23 protein-coding genes are annotated in these 24,568 nt (G+C 65.3%); 15 read left to right on the top strand and 8 right to left on the bottom strand.

Annotation, left to right across the window (positions count from 1 at the left end):
• Nucleotides 1-54: 54 nt before the first annotated feature.
• The gene (mutS, locus tag D779_RS10305; protein WP_043753387.1) at nt 55-2,652 is read right to left on the bottom strand and encodes a DNA mismatch repair protein MutS; all 2,598 of its coding nucleotides are present in this window, start codon (nt 2,650-2,652) and stop codon (nt 55-57) included.
• 152 nt (nt 2,653-2,804) lie between these two features.
• Here mutS and D779_RS10300 point away from each other — a divergent pair, with 152 nt between their 5' ends.
• The 3 genes from D779_RS10300 (at nt 2,805) to D779_RS10290 (ending at nt 5,197) form a co-directional block, all read left to right on the top strand.
• Nucleotides 2,805-3,833, top strand: coding sequence for an OmpA family protein (locus D779_RS10300; RefSeq protein ID WP_043753385.1), 1,029 nt, complete (start codon nt 2,805-2,807; stop codon nt 3,831-3,833).
• A gap of 114 nt (nt 3,834-3,947) precedes the next feature.
• Nucleotides 3,948-4,544, top strand: coding sequence for a DUF2238 domain-containing protein (locus tag D779_RS10295; RefSeq protein ID WP_157726372.1), 597 nt, complete (start codon nt 3,948-3,950; stop codon nt 4,542-4,544).
• Between the two features lie 74 nt (nt 4,545-4,618).
• Nucleotides 4,619-5,197 carry a hypothetical protein gene (locus D779_RS10290; protein WP_043753381.1) on the top strand — a complete coding sequence of 193 codons (579 nt, stop codon included), beginning with the start codon at nt 4,619-4,621 and terminating at the stop codon, nt 5,195-5,197.
• 141 nt (nt 5,198-5,338) lie between these two features.
• On the opposite strand, the gene D779_RS10285 is transcribed toward D779_RS10290, so the two are convergent.
• Nucleotides 5,339-6,100, bottom strand: coding sequence for a TSUP family transporter (locus D779_RS10285; protein ID WP_043753379.1), 762 nt, complete (start codon nt 6,098-6,100; stop codon nt 5,339-5,341).
• Nucleotides 6,101-6,292: 192 nt separating this feature from the next.
• On the opposite strand from D779_RS10285, the gene D779_RS10280 reads away from it, so the two are divergent.
• From D779_RS10280 to radA, 9 genes are all read left to right on the top strand, one after another.
• Nucleotides 6,293-7,228, top strand: coding sequence for an ABC transporter ATP-binding protein (locus D779_RS10280; RefSeq protein ID WP_043753377.1), 936 nt, complete (start codon nt 6,293-6,295; stop codon nt 7,226-7,228).
• The gene (locus tag D779_RS10275) at nt 7,225-8,013 is read left to right on the top strand and encodes an ABC transporter permease (RefSeq protein ID WP_043753375.1); all 789 of its coding nucleotides are present in this window, start codon (nt 7,225-7,227) and stop codon (nt 8,011-8,013) included. The genes D779_RS10280 and D779_RS10275 overlap by 4 nt, the downstream gene beginning before the upstream one ends.
• Before the next feature lie 416 nt (nt 8,014-8,429).
• Complete coding sequence (locus D779_RS22205; protein WP_157726371.1) at nt 8,430-9,122, top strand: VPLPA-CTERM sorting domain-containing protein; 693 nt, start codon at nt 8,430-8,432, stop codon at nt 9,120-9,122.
• A 298-nt stretch (nt 9,123-9,420) separates the two neighbouring features.
• A complete protein-coding gene (gene mrcB, locus D779_RS10270) occupies nt 9,421-11,823 on the top strand; it encodes a penicillin-binding protein 1B (protein ID WP_043753373.1) in 2,403 nt (800 codons plus the stop codon).
• Between the two features lie 149 nt (nt 11,824-11,972).
• Entirely contained in the window at nt 11,973-12,734 is a 762-nt protein-coding gene (locus tag D779_RS10265) for a tetratricopeptide repeat protein (RefSeq protein WP_232424150.1), read from the top strand.
• Nucleotides 12,735-12,772: 38 nt separating this feature from the next.
• Nucleotides 12,773-14,734 (top strand): ATP-dependent DNA helicase, encoded by a 1,962-nt coding sequence (locus tag D779_RS10260; protein WP_043753368.1) that lies wholly within the window; start codon nt 12,773-12,775, stop codon nt 14,732-14,734.
• 116 nt (nt 14,735-14,850) lie between these two features.
• Entirely contained in the window at nt 14,851-15,402 is a 552-nt protein-coding gene (locus D779_RS10255; protein ID WP_332307757.1) for a DnaJ domain-containing protein, read from the top strand.
• Nucleotides 15,403-15,408: 6 nt separating this feature from the next.
• Nucleotides 15,409-15,864 carry an SRPBCC family protein gene (locus tag D779_RS10250; RefSeq protein ID WP_043753366.1) on the top strand — a complete coding sequence of 152 codons (456 nt, stop codon included), beginning with the start codon at nt 15,409-15,411 and terminating at the stop codon, nt 15,862-15,864.
• Nucleotides 15,865-15,942: 78 nt separating this feature from the next.
• Nucleotides 15,943-17,313, top strand: coding sequence for a DNA repair protein RadA (gene radA, locus D779_RS10245; RefSeq protein WP_043753364.1), 1,371 nt, complete (start codon nt 15,943-15,945; stop codon nt 17,311-17,313).
• 156 nt (nt 17,314-17,469) lie between these two features.
• On the opposite strand, the gene D779_RS10240 is transcribed toward radA, so the two are convergent.
• A complete protein-coding gene (locus tag D779_RS10240) occupies nt 17,470-18,744 on the bottom strand; it encodes an HlyC/CorC family transporter (RefSeq protein WP_043753362.1) in 1,275 nt (424 codons plus the stop codon).
• A gap of 204 nt (nt 18,745-18,948) precedes the next feature.
• Here D779_RS10240 and D779_RS10235 point away from each other — a divergent pair, with 204 nt between their 5' ends.
• On the top strand, nt 18,949-19,896 hold the full coding sequence (locus D779_RS10235) for a recombination-associated protein RdgC (protein WP_043753360.1): 948 nt from the start codon (nt 18,949-18,951) through the stop codon (nt 19,894-19,896).
• Between the two features lie 204 nt (nt 19,897-20,100).
• Here the strand turns inward: D779_RS10235 and D779_RS10230 are convergent, their stop codons facing one another.
• From D779_RS10230 to cas4, 4 genes are all read right to left on the bottom strand, one after another.
• A complete protein-coding gene (locus tag D779_RS10230) occupies nt 20,101-20,340 on the bottom strand; it encodes a hypothetical protein (RefSeq protein ID WP_157726370.1) in 240 nt (79 codons plus the stop codon).
• Nucleotides 20,341-20,854: 514 nt separating this feature from the next.
• Nucleotides 20,855-21,145: a CRISPR-associated endonuclease Cas2 gene (gene cas2, locus D779_RS10225; RefSeq protein WP_043753356.1), complete on the bottom strand. Its 291-nt coding sequence runs from the start codon at nt 21,143-21,145 to the stop codon at nt 20,855-20,857.
• A gap of 53 nt (nt 21,146-21,198) precedes the next feature.
• Nucleotides 21,199-22,233 carry a type I-C CRISPR-associated endonuclease Cas1c gene (cas1c, locus tag D779_RS10220; protein WP_043753355.1) on the bottom strand — a complete coding sequence of 345 codons (1,035 nt, stop codon included), beginning with the start codon at nt 22,231-22,233 and terminating at the stop codon, nt 21,199-21,201.
• 6 nt (nt 22,234-22,239) lie between these two features.
• A complete protein-coding gene (gene cas4 / locus D779_RS10215; protein WP_043753352.1) occupies nt 22,240-22,869 on the bottom strand; it encodes a CRISPR-associated protein Cas4 in 630 nt (209 codons plus the stop codon).
• Between the two features lie 29 nt (nt 22,870-22,898).
• Here cas4 and D779_RS10210 point away from each other — a divergent pair, with 29 nt between their 5' ends.
• Together D779_RS10210 and D779_RS10205 are read left to right on the top strand one after the other, a co-directional pair.
• Nucleotides 22,899-23,117: a type II toxin-antitoxin system HicA family toxin gene (locus D779_RS10210; protein ID WP_198295702.1), complete on the top strand. Its 219-nt coding sequence runs from the start codon at nt 22,899-22,901 to the stop codon at nt 23,115-23,117.
• Between the two features lie 3 nt (nt 23,118-23,120).
• Nucleotides 23,121-23,537 (top strand): type II toxin-antitoxin system HicB family antitoxin, encoded by a 417-nt coding sequence (locus D779_RS10205; RefSeq protein ID WP_043753351.1) that lies wholly within the window; start codon nt 23,121-23,123, stop codon nt 23,535-23,537.
• Here the strand turns inward: D779_RS10205 and cas7c are convergent.
• Nucleotides 23,480-24,565: a type I-C CRISPR-associated protein Cas7/Csd2 gene (gene cas7c / locus D779_RS10200; protein ID WP_081763449.1), complete on the bottom strand. Its 1,086-nt coding sequence runs from the start codon at nt 24,563-24,565 to the stop codon at nt 23,480-23,482. The two genes, D779_RS10205 and cas7c, sit on opposite strands and share 58 nt — an antisense overlap.
• Between the last annotated feature and the right edge of the window lie 3 nt (nt 24,566-24,568).

The raw sequence follows: 24,568 nt of genomic DNA, 5'->3' as shown, positions 1-24,568 counted from the left end.
GGTTTTCGGCCGCCAGCGACCGAGGCGATTTGCAGAAGGCGGTCGACCCCTATCCTACGACTGGCGGCTCTCGTCGGTCTCGTCCACCATCCCCTTCAACCGATACAGCTGCTCCAGCGCCTGGCGCGGCGTCATGCCGTCCGGGTCCAGCTCGCGCAGCGCATCGCAGACCGGCGGTTCCGGGGCCGGTTCGGGCTCAGGGTAGGGCGGAAACAGCGACAGCTGGACCGCCTCGCGTTCGGCGTGACGATGGGCCGAATCCTCCAGCTCGCGCAGACGGTTCCGGGCGCGCTGGATCACCTCGGCGGGAACGCCGGCCAGCGCCGCGACCGCCAGTCCGTAGCTCTGGTTGGCGGGCCCCTCGCGCAATGCGTGCATGAAGACGATGGAGCTGCCGTGCTCGACCGCGTCCAGATGGACGTTGACGATCCCCGGATGTTCGTCGGGCAGGGTCGTCAGCTCGAAGTAGTGGGTCGCGAACAGGCTGTAGGCGCCGATCCGGGTCGCCAGCTCCACGCTGCAGGACCAGGCCAGCGAGAGCCCGTCGAAGGTGCTGGTGCCGCGGCCCACCTCGTCCATCAGCACCAGGCTGCGCTCGGTGGCGTTGTTGAGGATGTTGGCGGTCTCCTCCATCTCGACCATGAAGGTCGAGCGCCCCCCGGCCAGGTCGTCGGAGGCACCGATGCGCGAGAAGATGCGGTCCACGGGTCCGATGGTCGCCGATGTGGCCGGGACATAGCTTCCGGCATGGGCGAGCAGCACGATGAGCGCGTTCTGGCGCATATAGGTCGACTTGCCGCCCATGTTGGGGCCGGTGATGACCAGCATGCGGCGTTCGGTGTCCATGAGCAGATCGTTGGCGACGAAGGGCGTGTCGATCACCCGCTCGACGACCGGATGCCGGCCCTCGCGGATCTCGATGCGCGTCTCTTCGGTCAGCGTCGGGCAGGACCAGTTCAGCGACTCGGCGCGCTCGGCCAGGTTGGCGACGGCGTCGAGCGCGGCGATCCCGGCGGCGCTCGTCTGCAGCTGGGCCAGCCGCTCGGTCAGGCGGCCGAGCAGTGCCTCGTAGAGCGCCTTCTCGCGCGCCAGTGCCCGCTCGCGGCTGCTCAGCACCTGGTCCTCGAAGCGTTTGAGTTCGGGCGTGATGTAACGCTCCGCGCCCTTGAGGGTCTGGCGTCGGACGTACTCGGCGGGGACCTGATCGGCCTGGGTGCGGCCGAGCTCGATGTAGTAGCCGTGCACCCGGTTGTAGCCGACCTTGAGTCCCTGGATGCCGGTGCGCGCGCGTTCGCGCGTCTCCAGGTCGATCAGGAAGCGGTCGGCGTTGTTCGAGAGGTCGCGCAGCTCGTCCAGTTCCGGGTCGTATCCGGGGGCGATGACGCCGCCGTCGCGGATCAGGACCGGGGGCTGCGGGAGGATGGCGCGGGTCAGCAGGTCCAGGGTCTCGGGATGCTCGCCGATCTCGGTCTCCAGGCGCGCCAGCAGCGGATCGTCGAGCTCGGCGATCCGCCCGCGCAGCGCGGGAAGCACCGCGAGCGAGTCGCGCAGTACGGCCAGGTCGCGCGGCCGCGCCGATCCCAGCGCGACGCGGGCGAGGATGCGCTCCAGATCGCCGATCTCGGCCAGGTGTTCCCGCACGGGGGCGATGCGCCCCTGGTCGGTCAGGGTGCGGATGGCCGCGTGGCGTTCGCGCACCGAGTGCGGATCGCGCAGCGGACGGTTGAGCCAGCGCCGCAGCAGCCGGCTGCCCATGGCGGTGGCGGTGCGGTCGAGGATGCCGGCGAGCGTGTGCTCGGGGCGTCCGGTCAGGCTCTCGGTCAGCTCCAGGTTGCGGCGGGTCGCGGCGTCGAGGATGAGCGCCTCGTCGTGCTGTTCGGTGCCGAGACCGCGGATGTGCGGCAGGGCGGCGAACTGGGTGTCGCGCACGTACTGCAGCAGACAGCCGGCCGCGCCGACCGCAAGGCGCAGATCGGCACAGCCGTATCCGCTCAGGTCGCGGGTCCCGAACTGCTCGCAGAGCGCCTGCTGGGCCGAGTCGGCGTCGAAGTGCCAGGCCGGGCGGCGGGTGACCCCGTGCTCCAGACGCAGATCCAGGGGCAGCCGGCTGTCCTCCTCGACCAGGATCTCGGCCGGCTTGAGGCGTTCGAGCTCGCTCGCCAGGGCCTCGCGGCTCGTCACCTCCAGAACCGAGAAACGGCCGCTGGAGAGCTCCAGCACGGCCAGCCCGTATCCGTCCTTAGACTCGGCGATGGCGGTCAGCAGATTCTCGCGCCGTTCGTCCAGCAGGGCCTCGTCGGTGAGGGTTCCGGGGGTGACGATGCGGGCCACCTTGCGTTCCACCGGACCCTTGCTCGCGGCCGGATCTCCGATCTGCTCGCAGATGGCGACCGAAACCCCTTGGCGCACCAGCTTGGCCAGATAGCTCTCGGCGGCGTGATAGGGGACGCCGGCCATGGGAATGGGGCGGCCGGCCGACTGGCCGCGTTTGGTCAGGGTGATGTCCAGCAGCCGCGCGGCGCGCTCGGCGTCCTCGAAGAAGAGCTCGTAGAAGTCCCCCATCCGATAGAAGAGCAGCATGTTCGGGTAGTCTGCCTTGATGCGCAGATACTGCTGCATCATGGGCGTGTGCTGGGAGAGATCCTTGGTCATGCGGTCGGCTGTGTCTGCTGGAGGTCGAAAGGGTCGCTAGTCTAGTGCGGCTGGACGCAAATGTGCAGGGGCGGATTCGATCTCGGCCGGGCGCGCGATTAGAATGCCGTATCCCCGCAAGGTCATGCTGAAATCCCCGCGAGAGGAACCCGATGCGACCCCATGCCAGCCCGACACTGGTCCGTCTCTGTCTATTGCTGCTCGTCGCCGCTCAGGCGGTCGCGGCGCGCGGACTGGATACGGATCTGCCCGGGGCGCGCGATCCCGAGGGACTGGCGCGCTTCGCCGGCTCGGTCATCATCGGCTATCGCGCGGATGGATCCGAGACCACGCATCTGCCCGCCGGGCCCTGGGTGGCGGGCCGATCCAAGGGAAGCTGGAAGAAGAGCGTCGAGGTCTCCGGCCGGCGGACGCGCATCCTCTATCTGATCCCGCGGACGGTCCGGTCTCAGGATGTGATGAGGCACTATCGCGATGTCCTGGAGCGGGCCGGCTACGAGATGCTCTATCGCTGCGAGGGTGACTCCGAGTGCGGCGAGTCGGTCGGCGGCTTCTATTCGGACGCGGGCCAGGACGAGCGTCTGACCGACACCTATCTGCTGGAGCGCGCCTTTTCGGACGGCTCGGTCAAGGACCCCTGGATCCTGGTCGCGCGTCGTGGCTCGGACTCGGCGGACCAGCATCTCTTCCTTTTCGGAGCCTATCAGGACAACTATGCCGATTCGGGCGCGGGCGAGCGGGTCGCCGTGTTTCTGGAACGGATCGAGGAGGGCGCGGGCGGTTCGGCGCCGCCGGGGGCGTTGATCGAGTCTCGGGAATTGAGCCGGCTGATCGAGGAGGAGGGACATGCCGCCCTTCATGCCATCGGCTTCGAGCCGGGACGCGCCACCCTGATGCCCGAATCCGGGCCGCAGATCGAGGCCATGGCGAGAATGCTGGGCGAAACACCGGATCTGTCGGTCTATATCGTCGGCCATACCGACGGCCAGGGCGATCTGGAAGGCAATCTGGACCTGTCCCGACGGCGTGCGACCGAGGTCGTGCAGCGGCTGATCCTGAACTACGGGGTCTTGGGCGAACGCCTCACGCCCAGGGGGGTGGGCAACCTGGCGCCGGTCGCGACCAACGCCACGCCGCAGGGGCGCGCGCTCAACGCGCGCATCGAGATGGTGCCCAGGTGACGGGCCGCGATTCTCATGGCATCCGACATCTTTACACATCGGTTTTCCTGCAAACGCGCGCCTGGCATCTCATGGATCCGGGCGAATGTCCGTCCTCTTGACGTGTTCGTCCTGGTGAACGCCCTGCTGTTCCTGATGATGTGCGTCTTCGTCTATTACAGCCGCTTCGTCGCCTATCGCGGTGCCGCCAACATCCACGAGTTCTTCGTCTACGCACTGGCCATCTTGCTCGCGATCCTCTTTCTCTGGCTGCATTTTCGGCGCTATTCCTTCGGGCCGGGACTTTTGCTCATGGTGCAGCTGGGTATCCTCATGCACTTCGCCGGGGCCTTCGTGCGGGTGGATGATCACAGGCTCTACGACGAGTTCCTGCTGGGGATCCGCTACGACAAATACGTGCATCTGGTCAACGCCTTCGTCTCCGCACTCCTGGTGCGGCAGCTCTTCATCTTGCGCCGCATCTCCCTGGCCGGGATCAACCGGCTCTTCGTGGTGCTGACGGTCCTGGGGCTCGGCGCCCTGGTCGAGATCGTCGAGTATCTCGTCGTCAATACGGTGCGGAACAATGGCGTCGGCGGCTACGACAACAACATGCAGGATCTGATCGCGAACATGTTTGGCGCGACCCTGTTCCTGGTCTATCTGGCGGTTCGGGAGAGGCTGGCGTCTCGGGAGGCGCGCGACCGATCCTTTCCGGACGCGGCCGACTGAGGTCCGTCGCCCTCTGCCTCGGCACTTGCGCCATGAAGGGTGGGACGGGACCCAAAACCCGCTAGAATGCCGCCATGAACAAGGATCTCAAACTCCCCAAGACCTACAAGACGCTGCTGATGCTGGCCCTGGTGCTCGGGCCCTTCTGCTGGCTGGCATTCACCGAGGACGGTCAGCGTCGCACCGACGTGGCGCTCATGGCCCTGCTCGGACACCCGGAATTCAATCCGGCGATCGAGTCCTTCAACGGCGGTCTGACCGAATCGCGTCTGCGCGAGGTCTTCCCCAAGCTGGAATGGGCGTGTGCCGACGGCAGCAACCCCTTCGGCAACCGTCTGTGCCGGGCCGATATCGGCTCCTTCAATCAGATACCCGCCTCCAACATCACCTTCTTCTTCGACGGCGACCGGCTGCGGGCGGCCAAGCTGGTCTATCGGCGTGCCTACCATGGGCTCATCTCCGATTGGCTGGACCGGAGGCTGGGCGGACGTGGCGCGGCCTCTCCGGTGGCGGCCGAGAGCCGGTCGGCCGAGGGTGTCGAGACCTATCAGGTGGACGACGGCGAGATCTTCCTGCGCGAGGGCGAACTGGGCGAGGACGAGGAGCCGGCCCTCCTGTGGATTTCCCGGGCGTCCCTGGACGCTCGGCACTGAGCGCGCTCGCCTGCCGCGCCCCGTCTCAGTGCGCCGGCTGTCCGACGACGAAGAGCTCGTAGAGCGTCAGGACGCTCTCGGCCACGATCGGGATGACGGTGTGCCAGTCTCGCGGGTGCCGGACAATCGGCATGAGCGGCTTCAGGGCGTCTGGAGTGCGTCCCACAGAAGCTTGCCCGAGATGGCGAGCGAGGAGAGGACCAGGACCGGCCGAACCAGGCTCGCACCGTGACGCAGCACCAGATGGGCGCCGAGCCTGGATCCGGCCAGCTGTCCGGCCGCCATGACGGCGGCGATGGTCCAGACGATGTATCCCCCGGCCATGAAGAACAGCAGCGAGGCCAGATTGCTGGTAAAGTTGAGCATCTTGGTATGGGCGGTCGCGCGACGCATGTTGTAGCCCAGCAGGGCGATATAGCTCATGGCGAAGAAGGTGCCGGTTCCCGGGCCGAAGAATCCATCGTAGAAGCCGACCCCCAGACCGATGCTCGCGGCGAATCCCGGCTCGCCGATCCGCTGGTGCGAATCCAGGTCGGAGACGCGCGGCGAGAAGAGGAAGTAGAGCGAGAAGGCGATCAGCAGCACCGGGATGAGGCGCTCCAGGAAGGCGGAGTCGATCTGCTGCACCAGGAGCGTCCCCGCCGCCGCGCCGACGAAGGTCGCGGCGATGGCGAGCTTCATCCCGCGCGGCTCGACATAGCCCTGACGGACGAAGTGCAGGGTCGCCATGCCGCTGCCGAAGACCGCCTGAGCCTTGTTGGTCGCCAGCGCCTCGACCGGCGAGAGTCCGGCCCAGAGCAGCGCCGGGATGGCCAGGAGACCGCCGCCGCCGGCGATGGCATCGATGAAGCCGGCCGCGAGCGCGGCTGCGAACAGCCAGGAGGCGAGTTCCAGGGACGGCACTTTCTCTAGGTCTCCTATCGCGGAAAACCGCGCATTATCGCAGCGATCGCCGATTCGGCGAGTCCGTTTCGGCTCCGAATCCCGGTGCGGTGGCGATATCTCGGCACCGGTCCAGGCATCTCGCCCAGGTTCATCTCCCCTCGGATCGGCCTCTCGGCTAGTCCGCCAGATTCAATACGAATACCAATTCACATGTCCGCACTCGATGTCCAGCAGCTCACCAAGACCTATAAGGGCGGCTTCCAGGCCCTGAAGGGGATCGATCTTGAGGTCGAGGAGGGCGACTTCTTCGCCCTGCTCGGTCCCAACGGCGCAGGCAAGTCCACCTTCATCGGAATCATTTCGTCGCTCGTCAACAAGACCTCGGGTCGGGTCCGGGTCTTCGGTCACGATCTCGATGCGAATCCGGAGGCGGTCAAGTCCTGCATCGGTCTGGTTCCGCAGGAGTTCAACTTCAACCTCTTTCTGCCCGTCTTCGAGGTGGTGCTGAATCAGGCCGGCTATTACGGCATCCCGCGCCAGGAGGCCAGGGTCCGCGCCGAGCGCTATCTGCGCCAGCTCGATCTCTGGGACCGGCGCGATCAGGAGATGCGCAAGCTCTCGGGCGGCATGAAGCGGCGTCTCATGATCGCGCGCGCGCTGGTCCATCAGCCGCGGTTGCTGATCCTCGACGAGCCGACCGCCGGTGTGGACATCGAGATCCGGCGCTCCATGTGGTCGTTTCTGCGCGACCTGAACGCCGAGGGGACCACCATCATCCTCACCACCCACTATCTGGAGGAGGCCGAGAGCCTCTGCCGCAACATCGCCATCATCAATCACGGCCGCATCGCCGAGCGGACCAGCATCGCCGCGCTGCTCAACAAGCTCCATACCGAGACCTTCGTCCTCAATCTCAAGGGACGGGTGTCCGAGCTGCCCGAGCTGGGGGGCTTCGTGCTCCAGTATCTGGACGACTGCACCCTGGAAGTCGAAATGAATCGGGATCACACCATCAACGGGCTCTTCGACGCGCTCTCGCGCAACGGGATCGAGGTCATCAGTCTCAGAAACAAGCAGAACCGGCTCGAGCGTCTGTTCCTCGAGATGGTGGACGGGCGTCTGGTCGCCGAGGGGGGGCAGGCATGAGCGCGGGTCGGCATCGCTGGATACGCTATTGGGTCACCTTTCAGACCATCCTCACCAAGGAGATTCTGCGCTTCTCGCGCATCTGGGTGCAGACGGTCCTGCCGTCGGTCATCACGACTACGCTCTATTTCGTGATCTTCGGGCGTCTGATCGGGGATCGTATCGGCACCATGGACGGATTCGCCTATCTGGACTTCATCGTTCCGGGGCTGGTGCTCATGGGGGTCATCACCAACTCCTATGCGAACGTGGTCTCTTCCTTCTACAGCAGCAAGTTCTCGCGCTATATCGAGGAACTGCTGGTCTCGCCCGCGCCGGACTGGGTGATCCTCGCCGGCTATGTCTCGGGCGGCGTGGCGCGCGGCCTGGTCGTCGGTGCTGCGGTCATCTCGGTCGCGCTCGTCTTCACCGACCTGCATGTGCACAGCCTCGGAATCATGTTCCTGATCTGTCTCATGACCGCCACCCTCTTCTCGCTCGGCGGCTTCATCAACGCGGTCTATGCCAACAGCTTCGACGACATCTCCATCGTCCCGACCTTCGTTCTCACGCCCTTGACCTATCTCGGTGGGGTCTTCTATTCCATCGAGCTGCTGCCGGATTTCTGGCAGGGCGTTTCCATGGTCAACCCAGTGCTCTACATGGTCAACGCCTTTCGCTACGGGCTATTGGGGGTGAGCGATATTCCGATCGGGGCTGCGTTTGGCATGATTCTGGTCTTCATCGTCGTTTTGGCCGCTTACAGTTTGAGACTGTTGAGGCGAGGGGTTGGTGTCAAGTCGTGATGAGCGCTGAGGTTTCGAGTCTGCTTTTAGGGGCCTTGATCATCGTTTCGCCCAAGACCCAATCATGTGGTCAATCAAGCCTATTTAAGCTCTTAAAAATCAGACTCTTGCTTGGCGCTCGAGGCTGGATCGCGACAGGTGGACCAAACGATGATCAAGGCCCTTTTAGGCTAAGGCATCTCGTACGATGGATGTAACACATTTGAGGCGTTTTTGTTTCTGAGTTTTTGATTTTGTTACATTCTTTGAGGGCTTATTTGTCTATGAATTAAAAGGCTCGGGAACCTCCATAGAAAACTTTGTGCAAGCTGTTGTTTTTGTGTTCCGGGGAAGTGGTGCAATTTTTGCATTTTATAATTTTAGCATCCATGCTGAGTGGAGGTGGCGCGGGCAGATTGTTCGTTGCTGCTTGGAACATGAAATATCTGAAAGAGAAAAGTTCAGTGAAACAAATCAGATTTGCATTGGCTTTTTTAAGTCTTTTGGTGTGGTCATCTGCGAATGCGGTTACTTTTGATTTTCGCAATACAAATATATCTGATTATTCATATGCCAATCAGGGTGTAGTTACTGTCGGTGATTTGACCGTTACTGTGGAAGCGCGTACAAAATTTCATTTTGGGACTTATAATTCCTCTCTGAGGAAATATGATGGTGGGCTTGGTGTCGTTAATGTTCAAGAAAGTGGATATGGGGATTCTCATACTATTGATAATTTTGGTGGTTATGATTATTTGATTTTGCAGTTCAAGGATTCGTCTGGGGGCGCCGTCAATGTTAGTATCTCTGATATAGAAAATGGATACGTTGGGAACTTTAATGGCTATTTCGGAGGGGACGCTGATTTATCATATGGAACTTCGTTTGATAACATGACGACTGTTGGTTGGGCTAATCGACACTATGGCCGCTTTACTGACAATGCGGCTAGCGATACATGGTATATCGCTGCAGCTGTCGATAACCCAGATCATTTGTATGATGGATTCAAACTTAAGACGTTGACTGCGAATGCTGTCGTTCCAATACCTGCGGCAGCTTGGCTTTTCGGTTCGGCGCTGGTGGGTATGGCTGGGTTGGGCTACCGTCGGCGGAAATTGGACGCCTAAGAAATTCAGCCGATTTTCTGTTTCTAACCTTTTCCTTTCGTACCTGATCCATAGAATTGGGTGCGAAGAAAAGGGTTCTCGCATCCTCGGGTCAGTACCCGCGAAGACTCCCTCCGCACGACGAGATTGTTTGATCTGTCATCGCAAACAGTTGTGTCCAGCCGCCGCGGATGGGACCATAAGCGCCTGAAAATCTGTGACTCAGGCTGATCGAGCTCCCTGGATGTATCCAATCCCTTTCCCTATCTCGTCCGACATGGACGGCGGCGTCGCGGCGCTGCCGGGCGGGTGCTGACCCGTGGCCGATAATCGTCGAAACCCATCCCCCAAACGCAGGTCTTCCGTCCGACGCAAGCGCTTCCGTCCGATTGCCTTTCTGTTCCGCTGGGGGCTGGTGCTCGGGATCGTCGGCGCCGCTGCGCTATCGGTCTATGCCGTCCATCTGGATCGCGTGGTGCGCGGCAAGTTCGAGGGACAGCGCTGGGCACTGCCGGCCCGGGTCTATGCGCGTGCGCTCGAGCTTTATGCCGATCGTCACCTGGATGCGGAGCAGTTCCAGGCCGAGCTGGAGCGGCTGAGCTATCATCCGGCGGATGATCCCAATGCGCCCGGCACCTACAGCCGCGAGGGCGACCGCTTCCTCGTCAGTACCCGCGCCTTCCGGTTCTGGGACGGCCAGGAGCCGAGCCGCAATCTGGACATCCAGTTCGCCGAGGGCAAGGTTTCGAGCCTGAAGGGGGCCGAGGGCGATCCGGATCCCGCCTTGGTGCGTCTGGATCCCATGCTGATCGCCAGCATCTATCCGACCCATCACGAGGACCGGGTCCTGGTGCGGCGCAAGGATCTGCCAGACCTTCTGGTCAAGACCCTGATGGCGGTCGAGGACCGCAACTTCTACCAGCACATCGGCATCGATCCCAAGGGCATCCTGCGCGCGGCCATCAGCAACTTCCAGGCCGGTGCCGTGGTGGAGGGCGCCAGCACCCTGACCCAGCAGCTGGTCAAAAACTTCTATCTCAATGCCGAGCGCACCTTCGAGCGCAAGATCAAGGAGGCCCTGATGGCCTTCCTGCTCGAGCGCCGCTACGGCAAGGACGAGATTCTCGAGGCCTATGCCAACGAGATCTATCTCGGCCAGGACGGCAGCCGCGCCATTCACGGTTTCGGACTGGCGAGCCAGTTCTATTTCAACCTGCCGCTGAGCGAGCTGAGCATCCCCCAGACCGCATTGCTGGTGGGCATGGTCCAGGCCCCTTCCAGTCTGGATCCGCGCCGTCATCCCGAGGCGGCCTTGAAACGCCGTAACCTGGTCCTGGACCTCATGGTGCGCGACGATGTCATCACCATGGGCCAGGCGGAGGCGGCCAAGACCACCTCGCTCGGCATCCAGGATGGCGGTGGGCGTCCGGCCGGGCAGTATCCGGGCTTCATCACCCTGGTGCGGCGACAGCTTCAGCGCGACTATCGCGACGAGGATTTGCGCTCCGAGGGTCTCAACATCTTCACCACCCTGGATCCGCTGGTCCAGGCCACGGTCGAGAAGGCGCTGCCCAAAAAACTGGGCGAGCTCGAGAAGTCCCGCCGCATGAAGGCCGGGACGCTGGAGACCGCCGCCGTGGTGACCTCGGTCACCCAGGGCGAGGTGCTGGCGATCGCCGGTGGCCGTCAGCCGGGCTTCGCCGGCTTCAACCGCGCGCTGGACAGCGTTCGCTCCATCGGCTCACTGGTCAAGCCTGCGGTTTATCTGACCGCGCTTTCGCAGCCCGACCGCTACACCCTGACCACCAGCATCCAGGACAAGCCGGTCAGCCTGCCGGACGGCAACAAGCGCTGGCAGCCCAAGAACTACAATCACCGTGTCTATGGTCCGGTGATGCTCTCGGACGCCCTGGCCCGATCGCTCAACCTGGCGACGGTCAATCTCGGGTTGGATCTGGGCGTTGGCAAGGTCGCGGATACGCTCTATCGTCTTGGTGCCCAACGTCGCATCCGGGTGGTGCCGTCGCTCCTGCTCGGCTCCGTGTCCATGTCGCCGCTCGAGGTGGCCCAGATGTACCAGACCATCGCGGCGGGTGGCTACCGGGCGCCGCTGCGGGCCATTCGCGAGGTGGTGGATGCGCGCGGCCATCCCCTCAACCGCTATCCGCTGGCGGTCGAGGCGGTGGTCGATCCCAAGGCCGCCTTCCTCACCACCTGGGCGCTCCAGCGCGTTGTGACCAACGGCACGGCCAGATGGCTGGGCGGCCAGCTGCCCAAGGGGATGAGCATGGCCGGAAAGACCGGGACCACGGACGACATGCGCGACAGCTGGTTCGCCGGATTCTCGGGTGACAAGGTCGCGGTGGTCTGGGTCGGCCGTGACGACTACAAGCCGATGGGTCTGGCCGGCGGCTCGGGCGCCCTGCGGGTCTGGGGCGAATTCATGCTGGACATGGAGAACGAGCCGATCCCGGACATTCCTCCGGATGGCGTCGTGGTCGCGGATGCCTGCGGTCGCTCCAAGGTTCCCTATATCGGCGATGCCTCGGCCGCCCGCAGCTGCGGGGGAGGCTCGGACAAGTCCAAGTCCGACCGCGGCGAACGTCGGGTCGCACAGACGGAGGATTCGGAGGAGAAGCCGGAGCCCCCGCCGCAACCCAAGCCCAAGCCGGAGCCGCCGCCAAAGCCGGTCAATCATTTCATGCGAGATTTCTACAACTGATGACAGCTGTCGCTCACTGGTGCCGAACCCCGCGTCGAGCCCTTCTCGTGCGATGGGGCTCGCGGTTTCTAGCCGCCATCCTGCCCGTCTTGCTTCTTCCCGCATGCTCCCTGCCTTCGCGCGAGGGGCCTCCGGCGCCCGTGGTGCAGGTGACGCCACGGTCGTCCTCCTCGGCGACGACCCGGCCGGCCGAATCCGAGCCCGCTCCCAAGCCGGCCGAGCCGCCCAAGCCGGAAAAGCCTCGGACACAGGTCTATGCCTATCAGGATCCGGCCGCGCCGCCCGAGCCCGAGCCGGTTCGACCCGAGCAGACGGCCCAGTCGTCCGAACCGCCGGCATCCGAGCCGCCGAGGACAGCCGCTCAGGCCCCGGCCGCTTCTGCCGACAAGCCGAAGACCGAGGCGCCTGCACAGGCGTCTCCCCCGCCTCGGCAGACGGCCGCCAAGACCGAGCCACCCAAGCCGAAGCCCAAACCCGAGCCGCCGATCATGCCGCCGCCCTCGTCCGAGGCCCCGACGCCGCCCACTCAGGTCGCGCGCGCGGAACCGGCTCCGGCGCCTGTGCCGGCGTCAAACCTGGCCGCGCCGACTCTGCCGCCAGCCGCACAGGCCCTGGCCAACCAGGCCGAGCAGCAGCGACAGTCCGGCGACTACACGGGCGCGGCCGCCTCGCTGGAGCGCTCGCTGAGGATCGCACCGCGCGAGGCCTATCTGTGGAACCGGCTGGCCCGGGTGCGCATGGAGCAGGGTCAGACGGTGCAGGCCGGCAATCTGGCCTCGCGATCGAACGACCTGGCCGGGTCGAACGGCGACGTCAAGCGGGACAACTGGCGCATGATCGCCGAGGCCAAGCGCCGCGCCGGCGATGCCGATGGCGCCAGCGACGCCGAGCGGCGGGCCAACGCGCAGTGACCTCCTGAGCCCGTCCCGCCGGTTCCGCGATCGGCTCCATGACAGATCTGTCTCACGTCTTCGGCCCCGAGGGCCTGCTGGCGAGCCGGATTCCCGGCTTCGCCCATCGCGACCAGCAGCAGGCGATGGCCGAGCGCCTGTCCGAGGTCATGGCCTCGGGCGGGGTGCTCATCTGCGAGGCCGGCACCGGGACGGGCAAGACCTACGCCTATCTGGTGCCGGCGCTCCTGTCCGGGCGCAAGGTCATCGTCTCGACCGGCACCCGCAATCTCCAGGACCAGCTCTTCCACCGCGACCTGCCCCTGATCCGCAAGGCGCTGGGTCAGCCGCTCTCCGCCGCGCTGCTCAAGGGGCGCGGCAACTATCTCTGCCGCTATCGGCTCAAGCTGGCGCTGGAGGATCCGGCCAGCCTGGAGCGCGATCAGCGCGACCAGCTCAAGGAGGTCGGGCGCTGGTCCAAGTCGACCCGGCGCGGCGACATCGTCGAGCTGGGGATCCCGGAGGATGCAGCCATCTGGCCCCTGGTGACCTCCAGCAGCGACAACTGTCTGGGTCAGGACTGCGCGAACTGGCAGGACTGCCATCTGGTCGCCGCGCGGCGCGAGGCCCAGGCGGCCGATCTGGTGGTGGTGAACCATCATCTCTTCTGTGCCGATCTGGCGCTCAAGGACGAGGGGTTCGGCGAGATCCTGCCGGGTGCCGACTGCTTCGTCATCGACGAGGCCCATCAATTGCCCGAGACCGCCTCCAATTTCTTCGGCGTCTCGCTCAGCAGCCGCCAGCTCATGGACCTGGCCCGGGATGCCGAGCTCGAGTCCCGGCGTGCCGCGCCCGAGGTGTCCGAACTGGTCGACCGCACCTCGCGCCTGAGACGCTCCGTCCAGGATCTGAGGCTGGAGCTGGGCGAGTCCGAGCGCCGCGGTTCCTGGCGCGATCTGATGGCCGACGCCGACGCCAAGGTGCCGCGCGCGCTCGAGACCCTGGAGCGGCGTCTCGACGCGCTGGCCGGCGGGCTCGAGGCGCTGGCCGGGCGCGACAAGGGGCTCGATGCCTGTCGGGCGCGCGCCAAGGATCTGCTCGGCCGGCTGCGCATCCTCGCCGCGCCCGAGTCCGAGGAGGCCGTGCGCTGGTTCGAGACTCAGGGGCGGGGATTCCGCTTCCATCAGACCCCATTGGAGGTCGCGGATCTCTTTCGCGATCAGATCGGGCGCGAGCGTACCGCCTGGATCTTCACCTCGGCGACGCTGGCGGTGGCCGAGGGGTTCGGGCATTTCGCCAACCAGCTCGGTATCCAGGACGCCGAGACCGCCCGCTGGGACAGCCCCTTCGACTATCCGCGCCAGGCGCTCTGGTTCGTCCCGCGCGGACTGCCCCAGCCCTCCGAGCCGGACTACAACCGCCATGTGCTGGATCTGGCGTGCGAGGTCATCGGCTACAGCCGCGGCCGTGCCTTTCTGCTCTTCACCAGCCATCGCGCCTTGCGCGAGACGGCCAGGGGGCTGGAGGGGCGCATCGACTATCCCATCCTGGTCCAGGGTACGGCGCCTCGGGCCGAATTGCTGGAGCGCTTTCGCGCCCTCGGCAATGCCGTGCTGCTCGGCAGCTCCAGCTTCTGGGAGGGCGTCGACGTGCGCGGCGAGGCACTGTCCTGCGTCCTGATCGACCGCCTGCCATTCGCCTCGCCCGGCGACCCCGTGCTCTCGGCGCGTATCGACGCCCTGCGCCAGCGCGGCGGCAACCCCTTTCGCGACTATCAGCTGCCGCGCGCGGTGATCGCCCTCAAGCAGGGGGCCGGCCGGCTGATCCGGGGTACGGAGGATCGCGGCGTGCTGGTGGTCTGCGATCCGCGGCTGCTGTCGCGCTCCTATGGCTACACCTTTCTCGACAGCCTGCCCGCGATGGCGCGTACCCGAAAGATGGAGGACGTGAGGATCTTCTTCGAGGAGGATCCGGCCGAGGCTGTGTCCGATCTGGACCAGGATGCCTCTGCTGGGTCATGATGCCAATCCGCTGACCCGAACCAATCCGGGGCCGAGCGATCGAAGGGGCAGGGTGAGCCGATGTCCCGGTCATTCCGGACACCCGAATCCATTTCTATCGGTTCGAACCCCGCCGATTGCCCGAACATCCATCCGAGAGGCTGAACGATCCCATGGCCCGTCTGCTGTATCTGCTCATCCTGATCGCCGCGATCCTCTGGGGCTGGCATACCTGGCGCCGCCTGCCGCAGGAACGCCGCCGGCATCTGCTGCGTCAGTGGCTGGTGTGGGGCGGTATCGGACTGCTGGTGGCGGCCGTGCTTTTCGGCCATCTGAACCCCTTGCTCGCCGCCGTGGCTGCGGCTATCCCGGCGCTGGTCCGGGCCGGGTATCTGCTGCGCTCGGTCGCCGGACTGCGCGAACTGCTGAAGGGCCTGGGGCTGGGCGCCTGGGTGAACGGGGAGGCCGGTGCAGGACAGAAATCGGCTGGAGGCGGGTCGCCGGGCGGCGGTGGCCCCATGACCGATGCCGAGGCCCGATCCATCCTGGGCGTGGAGCCGGGCGCGGACGCGGAGGCCATTCGTGCCGCCCATCGCCGGCTGATGCAGCGGATGCATCCGGACCGTGGCGGATCGGACTATCTTGCCGCCAAGATCAACGCAGCCAAACGACTGCTGCTGGGAGAATGAGAACGCATGTTGACGAGTCAAGCGGAGATCCATGTCGAGCGTGCACCTGAGCAGGTGTTCCAGTTCGTCGCCGAGGATTTTCTGCACAACTATCCGCGCTGGTCGCCCGAGGTCCGCTCGCTGGAGGCCCTGACCGATGGTCCCATGCAGGTCGGCTGGACCGCTCGCCAGGTCCGTTTCGATCGCGGACGGCGCACCGACAGCCAGTTTCGGGTCACGACCTTCGAGTCCGGCCGCCAGATCACCTTCAAGGAACTGTCGGACACCTATCTGATCGACTATCGCTTCGAGGCGCTCGACGGCGGTACCCGGGTCGCCTTCACCTTCGAGCTGGAGGGTCTGACCGGGGCCATGCGCCCGTTCGAAAACATGGTGAGACGCGTGCTCCAGGAGACCGCGGACCGCATGATGAACAATCTCAAGTCGCTGATCGAAGAGGAATTGGCGTCCCAGCCCTGTTGACGCCGGGCCGGGTAACGACCCTTCTTGGCGCCCTTCGCGCCTTTGCGGTTCAATTCACCACACCGAGCTCGATCCACCATGGCCGCGACCAAGATCAAGGTCTCCTATGTCTGCAATGCCTGCGGCGCGCGCCAGCCCAAGTGGGCAGGTCAGTGTCCCGACTGCGGCGCCTGGAACAGCCTGACCGAGACCGCCGAGATCCGGCGCCGGCCGGCGGAGCGGGGTGGCGGCTATGCCGGTGCCGCCCTGGACGCGCGGATCGAGATCCTGGCCGAGGTCAGCCCCGAGGAGCGCACCCGCATCCTGAGCGGCATCGGCGAGCTGGACCGGGTGCTGGGCGGCGGTCTGGTGACCGGCTCCGTGGTGCTGATCGGCGGCGATCCCGGGATCGGCAAGTCGACCCTGCTGCTGCAGGCCTGCGCCGCTCTGGCGGCCGAGGAGTCCGTCCTCTATGTCAGCGGCGAGGAGTCGCCGCAGCAGATCGGTCTGCGCGCGCGTCGGCTCGGGCTCTCGGGCGGCGGCATCCGGTTGCTGGCCGAGACCTGCGTCGAGCAGATCCTGGCGCACGCGGCCCAGGAGCGTCCGCGGGTCATGGTCGTGGATTCGATCCAGACCCTCTTCACCGAGGCGCTCCAGTCGGCCCCTGGCTCGGTCTCCCAGGTGCGCGAGGCGGCGGCCCAGCTGGTCCGCTTCGCCAAGCAGCAGGAGACCGTGGTCTTCCTGGTCGGCCACGTGACCAAGGACGGGGCGCTCGCCGGTCCGCGCGTGCTCGAACACATGGTCGACACCGTGCTCTATTTCGAGGGCGAGCACGGCGGTCCATTTCGCATCGTGCGCTCGATCAAGAACCGCTTCGGCGCGGTCAACGAACTGGGCGTCTTCGCCATGGGCGACCATGGTCTGCGCGAGGTCAAGAATCCCTCGGCCATCTTTCTCTCACGTCACGACCAGCCCGTCTCCGGAAGCCTGGTGATGGTGACCCGCGAGGGCACCCGGCCGCTGCTGGTCGAGGTCCAGGCGCTGGTCGACGAGAGCCCCCTGGCCAATCCGCGCCGGGTCGCCCTGGGGCTGGATCAGAACCGGCTGTCCATGCTGCTGGCGGTGCTGCACCGTCACGGCGGGGTCGGCATGTTCAACCAGGACGTCTTCGTCAACGTCGTCGGCGGTGTGCGCATCGCCGAGACCGCCGCCGACCTGCCGGTCGTCATGGCCGTGCTCTCGAGCTACCGCGACCGCCCGCTGCCGCTGGATCTGGCCGTCTTCGGCGAGATCGGGCTCTCGGGCGAGGTGCGTCCGGTGCCCAACGGTCCCGACCGGCTGCGCGAGGCCGTCAAGCACGGCATCCGCCGCGCCGTGGTGCCCAAGGGCAACGTGCCCAAGGAGGGCGTCGAGGGGCTGGAGATCAGCGCGGTGCGGACCCTGGCCGAGGCGCTGGATGCGGTGTCTTGAGCAGCTACCAGCTACCAGCTACCAGCTACCAGCTACCAGCTACCAGCTACCAGCTACCAGCTACCAGCTACCAGCTACCAGCTACCAGCAAGATTATAGTGCTGGCGGCTGGCGGCTGGCGGCTGGCGGCTGGCGGCTGGCGGCTGGCGGCTTCCCTCAACGTCTCGGCTTGCGGGCCGGTTTGGGGATGATCTTGACGGTCTTCACGCCGTTGTCGGCGGTCTGGATGATCTCGATCGGGTGATCCTGGAGCTTGAGGCTGGTGCCGGGCTCGGGGATGGTCTCCAGATATTCCAGGATGAGACCGTTGAGCGTCTTGGGGCCGCGTGTCGGCAGCTCCCAGCGCAGTGTTCGATTGAGGTCGCGCAGACTGATGCTGCCGTCGACCAGCAGGCTGCCGTCCTCGGCACGATGGATCTCATCGATCTGGTCGGACGGGTCGGTCGTGAACTCGCCGACGATCTCCTCGAGCAGGTCGGTCAGGGTGATGAGTCCGAGGAAGTCGCCGTATTCGTCCACCACCAGGCCGATCTGCTGGCGGCCGCGCTGGAAGTTGAGCAGCTGCTGATAGAGCGCCGTGCCCTCGGGGACGAAGTAGGGGGCCTGGGCCAGTTCGCGCAGATGGTCCTTGGTCAGCCCCTTCTCCAGCAGGGCGTGCAGGGCGGTGCGGGCGTGGAAGATGCCGATGACGTTGTCGACGCTGCCGTCGTAGAGCGGCAGACGGGTGTATCCCGCGTTGCAGATCGCCTTGACGATCTCGTCCTCGCTGTCCTGGATGTCGATGCCCTCGACCTCGTTGCGGGGGATCATGATGTCCCTCACCGTCGCGTGCTCCAGATCCAGGATCGCGATCAGCATGGAACGGCTGCGTTCCGGGATCATGGCGCCCGCCTCGCTGACCACGGTGCGCAGCTCCTCGCGGCTGAGATCGGTCGGCGGGGCTCCCTCTGGGACGATGCCGACCAGCCGCAGCAGGCCGTTGGTGAAGAGATTGACGAACCAGACGATAGGGTAGAGCACCTTGAGCAGCGGCTGGTAGACATAGGCCGCCGGAAAGGCCAGCCGCTCCGGATGCAGGGTCGCGTAGGTCTTGGGCGCGACCTCGGCGAAGATGAGGATGACCAGCGTCAGCAGACCCGCGGCGATACCGATCGCCGCCTCGCCGCCGAGGCGCAGCGCGATGATGGTCGCGAGCGAGGAAGCCATGATGTTGACGAAGTTGTTGCCGAGCAGGATCAGGCCGATGAGCCGGTCCGGCCGTTCGAGCAGACGGCGGGCGATGCGCGCGCCGCGGTTCCCCTGATCGGCCATGTGCCGCAGCTTGTAGCGGTTCATGGTGAGCAGGGCGGTCTCGGATCCCGAGAAGAAGGCCGAGAGGTTGATGAGTAGGAAGAGCGCGAAGAAGAGGCCGGACAGAGGGAGGTCGTTCACGGGAAGCCGTTTGATGGCGATCGATCGTCGTATTCTAACGAAAGAGCGGGCCTGCCGCGAATGTCAGGAAGACGGTGGGTCGTGCCGATACCGAATCGCCAGCACGGTCTTCGACCCCTCTTCTCCAGCCGTTGGATCCTTTTTCCTTGCAGTGCCCTCCGACTCGGGCACATACTCCGGCCCTTTTTTCCACAGGGGCTGACCATGTTCAAGAACGCTCGACTCTTCCGTCTGGATACTCCCTTCGGTCTGGATGCCGCCGAATTGGAGGAGCGGCTGGCGACGCGCCGCTTCCGCCCCTGCGGGCCCATCGAGACCGCGACCCTGGGCTGGGCCGCGCCGCTCGGCGAGGAGACGGCCGCACTGGTGCACGGCGTCGGCGGCTGTCTGCTGATGTGTGCGCGCAAGCAGGAACGTCTGCTGCCCTCGGCCGCCGTGGCCGAGGCGCTGGACGAGCGTGTCGCCGAGCTAGAGGCCGGCGAGGCCCGCGACGTGGGTCGTGCCGAGCGCCGCCGTCTGCGCGAGCAGATCGTCAACGAGATGCTGCCGCGCGCCTTCACCCGTTCGCGCCGCACGATGCTCTACGTGGATACCGAGGCCGGCTGGCTGGTGGTGGATTCGGCGAGCGAGAAGCAGGCCGAGGACATCGTCTCGCTGTTGCGCGAGACCCTGGAATCGCTCCCGGCGCGGTTGCCCGATCCGGCCAAGACCCCGACCGCCGTCATGACCGCCTGGATGCTCGAGGACTCGGCCCCGAGCGATTTCGTCACGGGCGATGCCTGCGAGCTGCGGGATGCCGACGACACCGCCGGGGTGATCCGCTGCAGCAAGCAGGATCTGTCGAGCGACGAGATCCTCAACCATCTGCGCGCCGGCAAGCGCACGACCAAGCTGGCCCTGGAATGGGACGAGCGTCTGAGTTTCACCCTGGCCGAGGATCTCTCGCTCAAGCGTCTGAGGGTCGGCGATGCGCTGCTGGAGGAGCTGGACGACGACGAGATGGACCCGGCGATGCGCCTGGACGCCGAGTTCGCCATCCTGGCCCTGCAGCTGCGCCAGCTGATCGCCCGCTTCGACGAGCTGTTCGGCCTGATCCCGCCCGACCTGGCCGCGCCCGCTCCGGTCCCGGCCAGCCAGGAGGCGCCTTTCTGAGGCCGCCGAAGAGCGACTCTATCCGGCCCGTTCCGGGCCGGGTGGCGGCTGCCCGGGGACGCCGCGAATACTTCCCTGCAGGCTTGACGACAGCATCCCCGCTGTCGATACCCCTGTCAGCCGCCCCCGATCCTCCCTTGGCTGAACGCTGAGGCTTCAACGCCCTGTAGGGCGCAATAGCGCAGCGTATTGCGCCGGATCGTCTCAGGCCGCCTGCCGCTGATTCAGCAGAGAATAGGGATCGAAATCCTGTAGCTCGCGGTCGGCGAACTCGATGCCCGAAAGTTCGGCCTGAGACTTTCCCCAGTCGAGCAGCGTGAAATAGGCCATGAGCGCACCCTCGTCATGCTCATTCAGCTGATCCTTGTCGCGCAGCTCCAGCCCTTCGTCCATGGCTCGACGCAGGACCTCCTCCAAAACGCCAGCGGCTTGTTCAGGGTTCATCGCTTTTCTCCGACAGAATGCCTTGCAGGATGGACAGCTCTTCCTCGATTCGCGCGATATCGGATGGCCATTGCTTGTTGTTTCAATCCACGCCCGACCTACTGGCCGGGCGATGCGCCTTGGACTTGGCGCGCTCGCACCAGTTGAGCATGTTTCAATCCACGCCCGACCTACTGGCCGGGCGATGCCGCGCGTCGCATGCGCGACTTCTACGGAATCACGCTAGTTTCAATCCACGCCCGACCTACTGGCCGGGCGATGCCCGGTAAATCGTGCTCGGCGCGCCGAGCTCCCGGATGTTTCAATCCACGCCCGACCTACTGGCCGGGCGATGCTCCGTCATCGTAACCCTTTGATTCGATGATGGTGCTGGACGATGTTGCGCGAACCTGGCGTTGCTTGCAAGACAGCTTCAGGTTTCGGGCTGGCACTGAGGAGGTTTGTGTTGGAAAACCAGTCACTTGAGCGGAGCGCGAAAGGTGCGGGTCCATGACGGTCACTTGAGGTTCGCGCATCAGATGACGAGGGGGCCGTCGAAATCGGTCGAGCGGAAGGTGCCGTACTGCTTGACGCGCAGTCCGCGCGGTTCGGTGATGCGATAGAAACGGAGATTGTCTTCCGCCAGGTCGATCTCGGCCAACAGGTCGCGCTCCAATGCCTCGAACTGTATCTGGTCGAGCTCGCATTCGAAGACCGACTTCTGTACCCGTTGGCCCATACGCTCGCAATTCTTGGCGACCCGGCGCAGCCGACGGCGGCCTTCGGCCGTTTCGGTCGAGACGTCGTAGGTGACGATGATCAGCATGGATGATTCTCGACTCTGAGGACGGTGACGTCCGTTCAATGATAACCGGCCGGCTATTTGGCGACGAAGGGCAGATAGCCTTCCATGTCGCCCCGCAGCGTGCGCGCCAGGAACCGGGCCTGAACGAATGGCAGCAAGCCGAGCGGGACCTTGGTGTCGAGCAGCGGGTGGGTGATCTCCTCCTGCTTGCGCGCCTGCCAAGCGGCGACGACAGCCCGGCGGCCGCAGTCGTTGAGCATGACGGCACCACCCTCGCGCTCGTCGAAATCGCTCGCCGTCAGTTGCCCACGGTTGATGAGCGTGAGCGCGAGCCGGTCGGCGAGGACGGAGCGGAATTCTTCCTGGAGATCGAGCGCCAGGGCGGCGCGGCCTGGTCGCACGGCGTGCAGGAACCCGAGTTGCGGATCGAGTCCAACCGTTTCGACCGCCGAGCGGCAGTCGTTCATCGACATCGAATAGAGGAAGGAGATCAGGGCGTTGAAGCGGTCGCGCGGCGGTCGGCGGGTGCGTCCGTCGAGCTGGAAACTCCCGCGCATCTGGGGTTTGACGACGAGATTGAGCGCCGCGAAATAGCCGCGCGCGGCCTCGCCCTCGACGCCCCGCAGGCTGTCCAGGTCGGCGGCGTCGCGGGCGGTTCGCAGCGAGGCCGCCAAGGCATCCGTGGCCCGGCTCAGGATGGCGGACTCCTCTCCGTCGCTCGTCTCGCGCGCGGCGCGCTGCAGCACCGATCGGCTGTTGCGCAGCTTGCCGGCTACCATGGCGCGCGCGGTTTCGAGCGTGACCGCCGGATCGGCGGTCGCTTTGTGCTGGGCCAGCCGCAGCAGGACGTTGCCCGAGACAGGCCCCTCCAGCCGGGCCTTGAAACGACCTGAGTTGTCGAGCAGCACCAGCGACTTGCCCTCGTCCGCCAGACGGTGCATCAGGGCGGGCGACACCAGGACGTTGCCGAAGCAGACCAGGGTGCCGATATGGTGGAGCGGTACCCGCAGCTTGGTCTCGCGCTCGATCTCGATCCGTACCGTGCCATTGTCCAGATGGGCATAGGCGTTCGGCGTCATGACGTAGAGCGTGTTCTGGATGGTGTGCATCTGCCGCTAGTCCGTTAGGTCGTTCGGTTCGAACAGGGCATCGCGCAATCGGCGCTGGCGTGCCCGCGCGTCGATGGCCTCCGGCTGGCAAAGATCCTTCAGCGAGCACTCGCGACAGCGCCGATCGTTCACCGGCGGCGGCAGCCTTCCCGATGCCAGCATGTCGCGGATGCCCTCGACCGTCCGCTCCACCAGAGTGCGCAGTTCGGATGTGAAGACGACCTCGCGGCGCCGCCGGCTGGCCGCGTGGTAGATGGCCCCGGCCGGCACCGGGCGGGCGAACATCTCTTCCAGGCAGATGGCCTGGGCCGCCAGTTGGAGGTCGTCGTTCAGCCACTTTCGTTTCGGCCCATGCTTGTATTCGACCGGATACAGGGTCCCGTCCGGCCAGTGCTCGACGACATCGCATTTGCCGATGAGCCCCGCCGCGTTGCTCCAAACCGGCAAGGCATAGTCGATGCGAGCCCCGTCTCTGCCCGCCACGTGCGCGGCGCGATCCACCCGCTCATGCTCCGCGTTCCCGCGCGCGGTGTGGATGTTCTGGTCGAACTCGCCTTCCAGATAGATCAATCCGCAACGTCGCGGGCAGTAGGCGTACTGGTTCAGCGCGGAGATGTTGACGGGGTCAGCGGTCATTGAGTCCTCGCTGGATGGAGGCATGGCGGTTGACAGCCACAACAGAAGTGTTCAGATCCCAGGCCACGAACGCGAACGCATTCAAGCGCTGGCTGGCCAAACAGGGGGCGACCTTTCAGAAGGGGAAGGGTGCGCACATGAAGATCTTCCTCAACGGTTGCCAGCCCGTGATGCCGATGCACAACGCCGAACTCAAGACTGGCACGGTCGAGACCATCAAGAAGCAACTCGGATTGAAAGGAGACTGAGCCATGTTCGATTTTCCCGTCACTCTGGAGGCCCAGCCCGAAGGCGGTTTCGTCGCGACCTTCCCGGACGTTCCCGAGGCCATCACCCAAGGCGAGGACGAGGACGAGGCCCTGCTCTACGCGGTCGACGCGCTGGAAACCGCGCTGACGTTCTACCTCGAGGCGCGCCGTCCTCTGCCCGTCCCCTCGGCCGCGGACGGGCGTCCGACCGTGCGGCCATCGGCGCTCGAATGCGCCAAGCTCGGTGTCTACCAGGCGATGACCGAGCAGGGGATCCGCAAGGCCGAGCTCGCACGGCGCCTGGGCTGGCATATGCCGCAGGTGGATCGGTTGCTCGATCTCAAGCATGCCTCGCGCCTCGATCAGATCGAGGCCGCCGCGCGCGTCCTCGGACGCACGCTCGAGGTGCGGGTCTCCTGACGCCCGGGAAGGCTCGTGCCATCAAGTCGGGGTTGCCTCTGCGGATTTGCCGTCGACCAGCAACTCCACTCCGGCTGGCAGACGTTCCGGATGAACCTCGACCTCATAGTCGGCGAAGGTGCGCGGTGAGCCCTGTAGGCCCGCACGATGCTGGATTTCGACGATCGCGTTCGCCTGCGGGCGGGTCGGTTGGGAGAAATCCAGCAGCCGGTGCGCCGGTGCGCCGGGGCGCAGCCGAGCATGGCCTGACGTACCCGCTGGTTGGGGTCCGTGTCCGTGCCGACGTGCTTGAAGACGTAGAGACCGCGGCAGGCCATGACACCCTTGGAGGCGGATCGGTCGTGGTCCCACATGCCGAGCAGTGCCTCCCAGAGATGGCCGAGATCCTCTTCCGAGAATCCGGTGCCCTGGGCGAGATGGGCGGAGATGAACCCCTTGCAGGCATAGAGACCGTAGGGGATGAGTGCTTTGCGGCCCATGGTGCGTAGCTTGTCCTCTTCTTGATCGTTTTCCCAGTGTTCGTAGTCGGCCACGGTCGTCGCTCCGGCGACCCTCTCCGCGACGGCCATGCGGGTGATGGATGCGTCCATGGGCAGAATGGGATCGATCGAGCGCGAGAAGGCGACCTGAACCGGGCCGCGAACCTGTCCGGCATTGGCGCCGGTGGACATCACCGCGCCGAAGGTGCGGACATCGAAGAATTGGGCGCACATCCAGTTGCGTGCCGCACCGACCTGAGTGCGATTGCCACCGCCGCCGGGTGCGCCGCCGGTGGCGATGTGCGCGGCCACGATCGGCTTGTTCAGGTTGGTCGCATGCTCCACGAAGATGGCGTTGGGCGCGGCGTTGCCGAAGGCGGTCTGGACATAGTTGCGAATCCGCCGCTTGATGGCGACATCCGACACGAGACCATGCATGTCTTCGGGATCGAGGCGGGGGCTGTTGCCGGCGTCTGGATCGCCGTTGGGATTGCCGTTCTCGCAGTCGAAGAGGTAGAGGAACTCGTAGCGGTTCTGGATGGCGGTCATGGG

Source organism: Imhoffiella purpurea, from assembly GCF_000585215.1.
Lineage (GTDB): Bacteria > Pseudomonadota > Gammaproteobacteria > Chromatiales > Chromatiaceae > Imhoffiella > Imhoffiella purpurea.
The sequence above is the reverse complement of the archived record's forward strand: the minus strand, read 5'-3'. Positions and strand labels throughout refer to the sequence as shown.